The sequence below is a fragment of the Streptomyces sp. NH27 genome, assembly GCF_056859195.1.
On record NZ_JACEGK010000023.1, the window covers coordinates 18130 to 27439 of the forward strand.

At 68.3% G+C, this 9310-nt stretch carries 3 protein-coding genes; all 3 read right to left on the bottom strand.

Annotated elements, in window-relative coordinates:
* Positions 1-26 precede the first annotated feature (26 nt).
* Positions 27-2354, bottom strand: coding sequence for a UvrD-helicase domain-containing protein (locus tag AC13HU_RS04015; RefSeq protein ID WP_483040316.1), 2328 nt, complete (start codon positions 2352-2354; stop codon positions 27-29).
* Positions 2351-9064 (bottom strand): DEAD/DEAH box helicase, encoded by a 6714-nt coding sequence (locus AC13HU_RS04020; protein WP_483040317.1) that lies wholly within the window; start codon positions 9062-9064, stop codon positions 2351-2353. Before AC13HU_RS04020 ends, AC13HU_RS04015 begins: the two co-directional genes overlap by 4 nt.
* The coding region (locus tag AC13HU_RS04025) for a hypothetical protein (RefSeq protein WP_483040318.1) at positions 9061-9310 on the bottom strand (250 nt) is incomplete at its 5' end. The genes AC13HU_RS04025 and AC13HU_RS04020, both read right to left, overlap by 4 nt.

Consider the following 9310-nt stretch of genomic DNA (forward strand, 5'->3'; position numbering starts at 1 on the left):
ACGCGTGCCACTGAACGTCGAGAAGGTCAATCATTCGAGCCGGTGAACGGTGCCAGGAACGGACTCGGCCTTCCGTGCCAGGAGATCCGCAGTGTGTCGCGGGCGCGGGTGGCAGCGACAAAGAGCTGGTTGCGTGCCTTCTTCAGCTCGCGCGCGTAGCGTTTCGGATCGGCTGTGGCGTACCTCTCGAAGAGGGTGGTGCGGGGCAGGATGCCGTCGCTTGCCCCGATGACCGCGAGTTTCTGGTACTCCAATCCTTTGAACCGGTGCATCGTGCCGATGTGCACGTCGCCGCCGCCCTGCGGGCCGTCCTTGGTCAGGGTCGCCGTGGTGATGTCGTGCTTCATCTTCAGGTCGGTGGCGACGCGGCCGGCCATCTCGCCGTCGGCAACGCAGACGGCCATGGTGCCGCTTGGATCGCGCACGGTGCCGTCCTCGGCGGGCTGGGTGATATCCGCGCGCCACTGCTTGAGGGCCTCGGCGAGCTGGGTGATCTCGTCCGACCAATCAGCGCAGGCGACGTATTCGGGGGCCGGGCCGTGTAGCAGGGAGTGGTAGCCCTCAAGAGTGTCGGTGCCGTCATCGAGGTCATCGTAGGTGGCCCCGCGGACGACTTTGGCGGCCTGGTCGAGGATCTCCTGGGTGGTGCGGTAGCTGAGTGTCAGCTTCGATGACCTGCCCCGGATGTTGACGCCGACGGTGGAAAGAGTGACCTGCCGGTCGTAGATCCGCTGGTGCGTGTCACTGGCGATGAACAGGTCGTTCGGGCCCGGCGCCACCATGGCGCGCATCATCTTCCAGTGGGCAGGGCTGAGGTCCTGCGCCTCGTCGACGACGATGTGCTGGTAGCGATGACGCAGATAGCGCATCGCGGAGCTGTTGTCGTCGAGGTGCGTAAGGTCGCCGCCGCCGATGTCAGCCTTGTGCTCCGCTCGGATCTGGATCTTGCGGGCGCGTTCCATCTCGTAGCGGGCCGCACGCTCGGCGGCCTGGGCCCAGGTCTCACGGCCCAGGCCGTTGAGACGCAGGCCGAACTGATCGAGCAGCTTCCAAATGACTGCTCGCTCAGGGCGGTTGAGTGCGCGGCCCATGCCGGCGCGGCGGGCCTTGAAGTAGTCCTGGCGGGTGGCGAGGGACTGGCCGAGGACGATCTGTTCCCATTCGTCGAAGAGGAATTCGGCATCCCAGCGCTGCTCGTCGTATTCGAAGAGGACTTCGCGAAGCACGTCCAGGGCCCCGTCGTCGGTGATCAGGCTCCGCTGCGAGCCGGGCGCGACGTTCTCGTTGAGGACGCTCTGGGCGAGTTGGTCGATGTGCTTGATGTCGATACGGCCGAGCAGCGCCGGGTCCACGAGCGACGTGAGCCGGGAGCGCAGGTCGGCGGTGAGGTTCTTGGTGTACGTGGTCAGCAGGATCGGCTTGCCGTAGCCGGACGGCAGAGCGGCGGCCAGGCGGGCGACGCGGTGCAGGGCGACGATGGTCTTGCCGGTTCCGGGGCCGCCGCTGACACGAGCAGGGCCGCTGTAGTTCCGGTCGACGATCTTGCGCTGGGTGGGGTGGAGGTAGACCTTCCAGGCACGGAAGTCACCTTCCGCCAGGACGTTGCGGATGTCGTCGTCGACCGTGGTCACCGCGGTACGGGTGAGGGCCGCTGCCATGTCGTTCTCGAAACCCGGTTCGAGTTCAGTGGAGGCAGGCTCAGTGATCTCGCGTTCGACCTCGTCTACCGACATGCCGGAGCCGAGGCCAGTGAGTACCTCGGCGGTCAGGCGCGGGGCGCCGGCGATGAGTTGATCGAGTTCCTCGTCGGTGGTGACGGTGAGGGCAAGACTGACGAGGGCTTCGGCAACGCCGAGTCGATGCAGATCCTCGGGGGTGCAGCCGGCGAGGAGTGGCTCGGCGGGTGCGGCTGGTTGCAGTGCCTCGGACGGTGTGTGCGTGGGCTCGGCCGGTGCGGCATGCTCGTCCGGGGCCGGAGTGAGCTGGAGTCCCGCGCGTTGAAGGACGCTCTGGCCCACGACGCCGAGGTCGACGAACTCGATCTCGCCGGTGACCCTGTTGATGGCGACGCTGAGTTCCTCGTAGACGTCCTTGCGGTGCCGGACAGCGACGATCAGCCACTGCTGGATGCCGTCGGCACCGACGCCGGCCCGAGCAAGGAGCGCCCGATACGACCGGTCGACCTTGGCCCGGAAGATCCGGCCGTCGCCCTTGAGGGGTTTGAGATCGAGGCTGGGATGATTCGGGTCCAGACGGAACTGGTGGCAGAAGTCGTAGAACTTCGTCTTGACCGACGAGTCCATCTTGTAGAGCTCGTTTTCGGCCTTCTGGTAGAGGCTGAGGCGTGCGGTCATCGTGCGGCACTCTGTTCTTCGGAGTCGGGACGGGCGGTGGCGTCGGGGAGTGCGGTCAGCAGGGCGTCGAGATCGGCGAGCCAGTCGTCGGCCGAGCGGACGGTGAACCCTGCGTCGCGGTAGGCGCTCCAGGTCTTGTCGCTCTCCTCGTCTGCCTGGTCGTACGGTTCGGCCATGACCGCGATCTGTTGGTCGCCGTGGTCCCAGACGAAGTCGGCCAGCCAGCCGCGTTCGCCGAGTTCGTAGCCGTAGGCGGGGGCCTTCTTGCCACCGTCGGCCAGGGCATGGGCGAGACGGGTGAGGGGAGCGTCCGGTTCGTCCGCGTCGAGGTATTCGAGGATCTCCCGATCCCACAGCAGATCCCGCAGCGCTGCTTCGAGAGGAGTGTCGTCGGCCCTGGCCAAGGGCGTGGGCTGCTGCGGTACGGGTGTGCCGGTGCCGTACCGCGCCACGAGGGACTCGAGTTCACCGAGGCCGCCGAATGCCTTGAGAACCGAGGCGTCGAACCTTGCTGCGGTGGCAGTGGTCAGCTGAATGCCGTCACCGCCGTCGTGGGCGAGGAACTGCAGGATGTTGGACCACTGGAGCCAGGAGCGCCAGCGTGCCTTGTGTTCTGGTGTGCCGAGCCGGTCCGGCGTGGTGTCGTCGAGGCAGGCCAGAGCCGACCAGTGGCTGGTGGCTCCGTCGACGAGGAAGGCGACGGGGAGACCGGACTGGTCACAGGCCCGGAACAGGTTGAGCGTGCCCGTGCCCTGGACGGGAACCGGGCCGATGGCGTCGGCGTGGCCCCAGGTGTCGAGGAGACGGTCCAGTGACTGGCGGGTCTGGTCGGGCGTGCCGTTGCCGACGAGGATCTCCTTGTCGGCCCCGAGGAGTCCGCCGACCACCGCGGACGCACGGCTGCCCCAGGCCGCATCGTCCGGACTGCGCAGGTAGGCGAGGAGCATGTTCATCGGGTCGGTGAAGGCAGTGGTGTCAAGGTCGTCGCCGCCGCGGTCGGCGTAGAGCTGCTCGGCGATGTCCTGGGCGCTGCGCGGGTAGGGCGGCCACACCGACTCGGCTGCCGCCCGCCCGGCTGAGGACTCCGCCGTGTTGGTCTGCCGCTCGAACGCTTCGAGATCGTCCCAGGTGAGCTGGAAGACGGTGCGTCCTTCGATCCGTAGCCGGTTGCGCTTGTCGGCGTCGCCGGCGAGTCGATTGTGCCGGCGGGTGGCGTGGAAGCGGTGTCCGTCGAGGTAGACGGTGATCTTCTGCTTGGGGCCGTCGGTACGTTCGAACGTGAAGTCGGTGCGCGTGAAGCCTTCGTTGCGCTGGGCGGTCAGACGCCAACGGTGCACGGTGTCGATCTCGCCGAGGTGCAGGTAGGCGCTGTTGTCGCTGCTCTCTTTCAGGGCCGCGTCGGTGCGCTGTCCACTCCATCCACGCAGGGCCTTGAGGAAGCGTGCCTCGAGGTCGGACTCCACCTGCCCGTCCAGACCGATCTGGTTGGTGTTGCCGACGCGTCTGGTGTTCCAGGCGTCTGTGTCGGTGCCCAGTAGCTGGTCGAGGATTTCCAGGGCGGCCTGGCGGGAGACGCGCTCGATGTGCTGTTCGTCGGCGTAGCGGTACAGGCAGCGGTGGCAGGCCTGTTGCCCGCCCTCCTCGTTGCAGGGGCACTCGTTCAGCAGACGACGTGCGTCCTCAAGCACCTGCCGGAAGGCAGCGGGCTCGGTGAGCCGGTCGAGATAGCCGGTTCCGTGCGGGAGGCGGTCGTACAGGACCAGGAAGTGCCGCTTCTCCGCGGTGTCCCGGTCCGGCATGGTGGCGAGGGTGGTGTCGAGGTGCTGGGGGTCTCCCCCGAAGGAGGCGTCCACGCCCAGGCGCAGTGCGGCCTGGAAGGAGTGGACCTTCTCCTCGACGAGGACGGTTGCCGCCGGGAGCAGGATGCGCAGTGCTTCGGTCTCCAACTCGTGTGCGAGCAGGACCGGTTCCTGCGGCACGCCCTTCGTGCCGCGCCGCAGCGGGCACCAGGGGGTGTGGTGCTTCAGTTCTCGCCGGCGGTTGGCGGAGTTGTCGACGGCGTCGCGGTCGTCGTCGAAGACAGGCCGTCCGTCGGCGCTCGCGGCTCCGCAGGCGGTGCACACGAGGAAGGGGGCGATCCGCACGGGCTGCCCGGCGAGCTGGTCGTTCTCCTGGGCACCGATGCTGAGAGGTCCGGCGTTGATACGACGGATGACGGCGCGGCGGGTGTAGTCGACGCCGAAGATCTCTTTGGTGTGCCGCCAGGACTTGCCCGCGACGAAGTGACCGGGGTCGATGTCGACCATGTCCACGACGGTGTAGAAGCGTCGCTCCCGGTCGTCGCTCTCGTCACCGATCTTGGCGTCCTCACGCTTGGCGCGGGCTGTGACGACGCTGGGCTGGACGATCTGCCGCAGGCTTCCGGAGTCGGCGATGCCCGCTTCCCCGCAGCGCGGGCAGGGCGTGATGTCGTTCTCGGCGTTCTCGGTGCGGACGTAGCCGCACGAGGGGCAGAAGCGCCAGTGGCGCCAGTCCTGGTCGCGGCCGGTGACGATGTCGATGCCGGTGATCCGGTGCTTGTAGCCCTCGGCGTAGAAGGTGTTGCCGGGGGCGAGTTCGGACAGGGCGAAGCCGCGCGGCCGTCCGTAGGAGAACGACTTCGACTTGTAGCGGACCTGGCCCTCGGGTGTGGTGCCCTCGGGCCAGAAGATCGTGGCGTCCAGGGTGGTCGTGGCGTCGATGAGGGCGTAGTTGGGCAGCAGACCGAGGTCGCACAGCACGGTCTGGGCGGGCCGGCGCTGACGCGCGGCGCCCTGCTTCGAGACGGCCCACAGTTCGGCCTTCAACTCTGCCTTCGTGCGGGCCTGTTCGTCGTCACCGTCCTTGAGCTCGTCGATCGCTGTGTGGATCGTGCGGATACGGGTGCGCAGCTTCTGGTTCTCGCGCTCCCACTCCCGCTCGGCCTTCTCGATCGCGCTGCGGATGCCCCGCACCGCATACGTCGCCAGCTCCTCCTTCGCGGACTCGCTCACTCCGGTCGGGAACAGCCAGAGGAAGCCCGCGACGAGCTCCTCGCCGTGGGTAAGGGCGGCCTCGATGAAGTCGGCGAGGTAACCGGAGGGGCCGAAGAGCTCGTTGACGCGGCGCGGCAGTGCGGCCAGCGGCTTGCCGTCCTCGCGCAGCAGCCGGCCGCGTGCCGCCAGATCGAGGAGGTGCGCGGTGTACTGACGGCGCAGGATCTCGATGGCCGACAGGTACGAGCCCGGCGGCACGATCCGCCCGTCGATCATGTCGCGGGGCCGGTCGAGGAAGTACAGGTCGCGGCGGGAGCGGTCGGGGATGGTGAGCAGGAAAGCGTTACCGGTACGGCGCCCGGCCCGGCCCGCCTGCTGGACGTAGTTCGCCGGCCGGCGCGGCAGCGCGCCGAGGACGACGGCGGACAGGTCGCCGATGTCGATGCCCATCTCCAGGGTGGGCGTGCAGGACAGCACGTTGGGGTCGTTGAACCCTTTGCCGTTGCGGAACGCGTCCTCGACGTGTTCGCGCTTGCCGCGGGAGAGCAGGCCGGTGTGTTCGGCGGTGACGACCTGGTAGGTGCCGGCCCGCCGGTACAGCCTGCGGTAGTAGTCGTCGCGGTAGTCGCGGTCACGGTCGTGTCGGTCGACGGTCTCCAGCCAGCGGTCGCCCGCGACGAGCCGTCCGGTCGTGCAGCGGTATGCCTGGCAGGGCTGTCCGTGGTACTGCGCCAGCAGCGAGGGATGGACGGTCTGCTCCCAGAAGCACTTCGGGCAGCGCACATACGACTCGTTGACTTGAGAATCCGGCAACAACTGCATTCGTATGGCGCCCGGTTGGAGGCCATAGAGGCGGACTGCCGTGTCACGTGGGGTGCGCGCCGCGAGCAGCCCGGCATCGGTGAGCCGGGGCAGCAGCCGCACCCAGAACTCGTCGGCCTGCTCACGCGTCATGTCGAGGCAGCGCTGGGCCCAGGTCTGGTACCAGGACAAGCGCCCGGCGGCGAAATCGAACTCGCTGCTCGGCTTCGGCCGCGTGAGCAGGAAGCTCGGCGCGGAGACGCCCCTGGGGAAGGCTTTCATGCCGTGCGGTCGGCCGCCCCAGATGAAGTAGCGGCTCGTGCCGGCCTCGTCGAGGAACTTCTCCAACCACCGGTGGCCGACTGCCCCCCGCCTGCGCAGTCGTTCCAACAGGCCACGCAGGAAAGCCAGGTAGCGGGCATCATCGTGTTCGGTGAGCGCCAACCCGCGATGGGAGGATTCCTCATGGGCAGCGCGCACGATCGCCACGGCCGCCCGCTCGTCGGAAACGTCCACCCAGGCGGCCGCGGTACGGGTCAGTTCGAGGGTGCGGCCGTTGCGGGAACGGTGACCGAACTCCATCACGGCCTCGAACGCGAACCGTTCACCGATCAGGTCCCAGGTCTTCCTGTCCCCACCGCGCCCCTTGCCCGACAGCAGACGCGCCACGCCCGTGTCGTCGTGCAGATCCGGCGGGACGACAGCGGCGAGCGTCTCACGGTCGGTGGTGGCCGCCACGACATCGGCGACGAGGTCGTTGAGCGCACTGGGCCGCTGCTCGCTCAGGTGCTTGGTGAACAGGGCCCGCAGGGAGAAGGTGTACGAGCGGGAGGCGACGAACCCGGCCCGGTGCGCGGCGTCCTGCACCGAGTCGTTGAACATCAGCGTCTTCGTCTCGCCCTCCTGCTTGTCCATCTCCCCGCCGGTGAACAACTGGGTGACGGAGGCGGCGGCGAGCGCGGCAGCACCCGTGCCGAGGAAGCGGATCGCGTTGTGCGTACCGCACGCCGGGCACCAGTCGTCCTTGGCCGCCCGTTCCGCGATGTCGCCTAGCTGGACGAGGACGAAGACCGAATCCGGGCCGCTGGGCTGCGGGTTGCCCTCGTCGTCGTAGTCGCCCAGGGGGTCGGGCAGACGCAGTCGACGCATGGGACCGTCGAGCACCATGAGCACGCCCGAGCCACCGGTGGTCAGTGACTTTTGCGCAGCCCTGTCGATGGCGGTACGGCCGTTGCCCTCACGGGCTTCGTTGTCGGTGGCCGCCACCAAGGTGCGCACCTTGGCCTTGTCGGCGGTCACGCTGGCCCGGCGGATCTTGTGGGCCTCGAAGTTCAGTTCCTCCAGGTCGGACTCGGGGGCGAGGACCGACCATCCGGAGCGCCCGCACTCGCGGCAATACAGCGCCGGCAGGAAGATCTTCGAGTCGCGGGAGGTGGTGGTGTCCGGCGTCGCACGCTGCTCGCTCTGCGCCCCGGCCGCGTCCCAGGCGAACTCGGCCTTCGGCCAAGGCAGTACACCGCGTAGCATGCGCGTGACGGACCGCGCCCACTGGTGCACCTCGACCTGGACGAAAGGACGGCTGATCGCGGCCGGCGCCTCCGGGTCGCGCGCCACGGACAGGAGAGCGACGAGGCGTGCGAGTGCCGACGCGGCGATCTGCGGACGTGTCGTGATCGCCTCGTCCCAACTCTTCGCCCCACTACGGCGCATCACGTCGAGCACTTCGTCATAGGTGCGCACCGTGCCATCGAAGGCGGTCAGGACGGCATACGTCAGCCTGTTGCGCTTGAGCGCGGCACCGAGGGCGACCGGATCAGTGGTACGGCTTCCGGTGACGGCCTCGGCGAGGTCCGCGAGCGCATCGGGGCTGGAGGCCGGTTCCGGTAGGGCGGTCAGTGTCTCGGGAGGTGTGGCCTGGCCGGGAAGGAATTTCGCGTCCGGGATCGACTCGTCGAGCATGAACTCGTCGACCGTCAGCCGGTCCTCACCGATGATCGCGTCCTCGGTGAACTCGGTGCCGAAGACGCTCGTGGCCACGGAGAGGAGTTGGCGCACTTCGTCGGCGTCGGTGCCGGAGGCAAGAGTCGCTGACGTCGCAATGGGGGTGATGGCGCCGAGCGGCTTGTCGGGCTGGTCGGCCCCGACGGCTATGGCAAGGCGGCGCAGCAGCATGGCGACATCGGTGCCCTGCGCGCCGTCGTAGGTGTGGAACTCGTCGACGACGACATAGCGGATGCCGCTGCCCTCCCACAGCGGGGCGTCGGCGGCACGCTGCAGGAGCAGGTCGAGCATCTTGTAGTTGGTGATCAGGATGTCCGGCGGGGACAGCTGCATGTCCTGGCGGCGCGTGTACACCCGGTCGTAGTGCGTCGCCGCCTTGTCCCCGATGTACAGGCCGGCGCGTACGCCGCTCAACTCGTCGTGCTTGGTGAGCAGTCCGTTGATCCGGGCCGCCTGGTCGGTGGCCAGAGCATTCATCGGGTAGAGGAAGACGGCCTTGAGTCCGTCGTTCCCTGCCGCTCGCTCGCGGGCGCAGTGGTCGAGTACGGGGTAGAGGAACGACTCGGTCTTGCCGGACCCCGTGCCCGTAGTGACCAGTGTGGGCTGAGGCGCGTGCCCGCCCCTTGAGGTGAGCCGGGCGAAGGCGCGCGCCTGGTGCGCGTACGGCGTCCAGCCGTCGGTGCGCACCCAGTCCAGGTGCCGCTGCCAGCCCTCGTCAGCTGGCGTGAAGGGGGTGCGGAGGCGGAGGAACGGTCCTCGGAACATGCCCGTGGTCTCGTCCCCGAGGAACGCCTGCAACGCCTTGCGGGCGCCCTCATCTGCGAGGCCGTACGTCGTGGACAGGTACTGGAGCAGGCTCTCCTTGAGTCCCTGCGCTTCGAGAGTCGGCCTCATCGGGTCGGGACCTCCATCCTCTCCGGGTCCCACAGACCCTTCGCCACGGCCTCGTCGAGGCGCTTCTTGAAGTAGGCGTGAGCCTCGCGCATCTCGCGCTCGCGGTTCGCCTTGTAGAAGGGGGCGGTGTAGCCGGTGGGGACGGTCACGCCCGCGGGGGACTCGGCGTTGGGGTCGGCGGGGAGAACACCGGCTTCGGATGGGGCACCGAGCGCTTCGCGGTAGACCTCGAACTGCGTCCAGTGG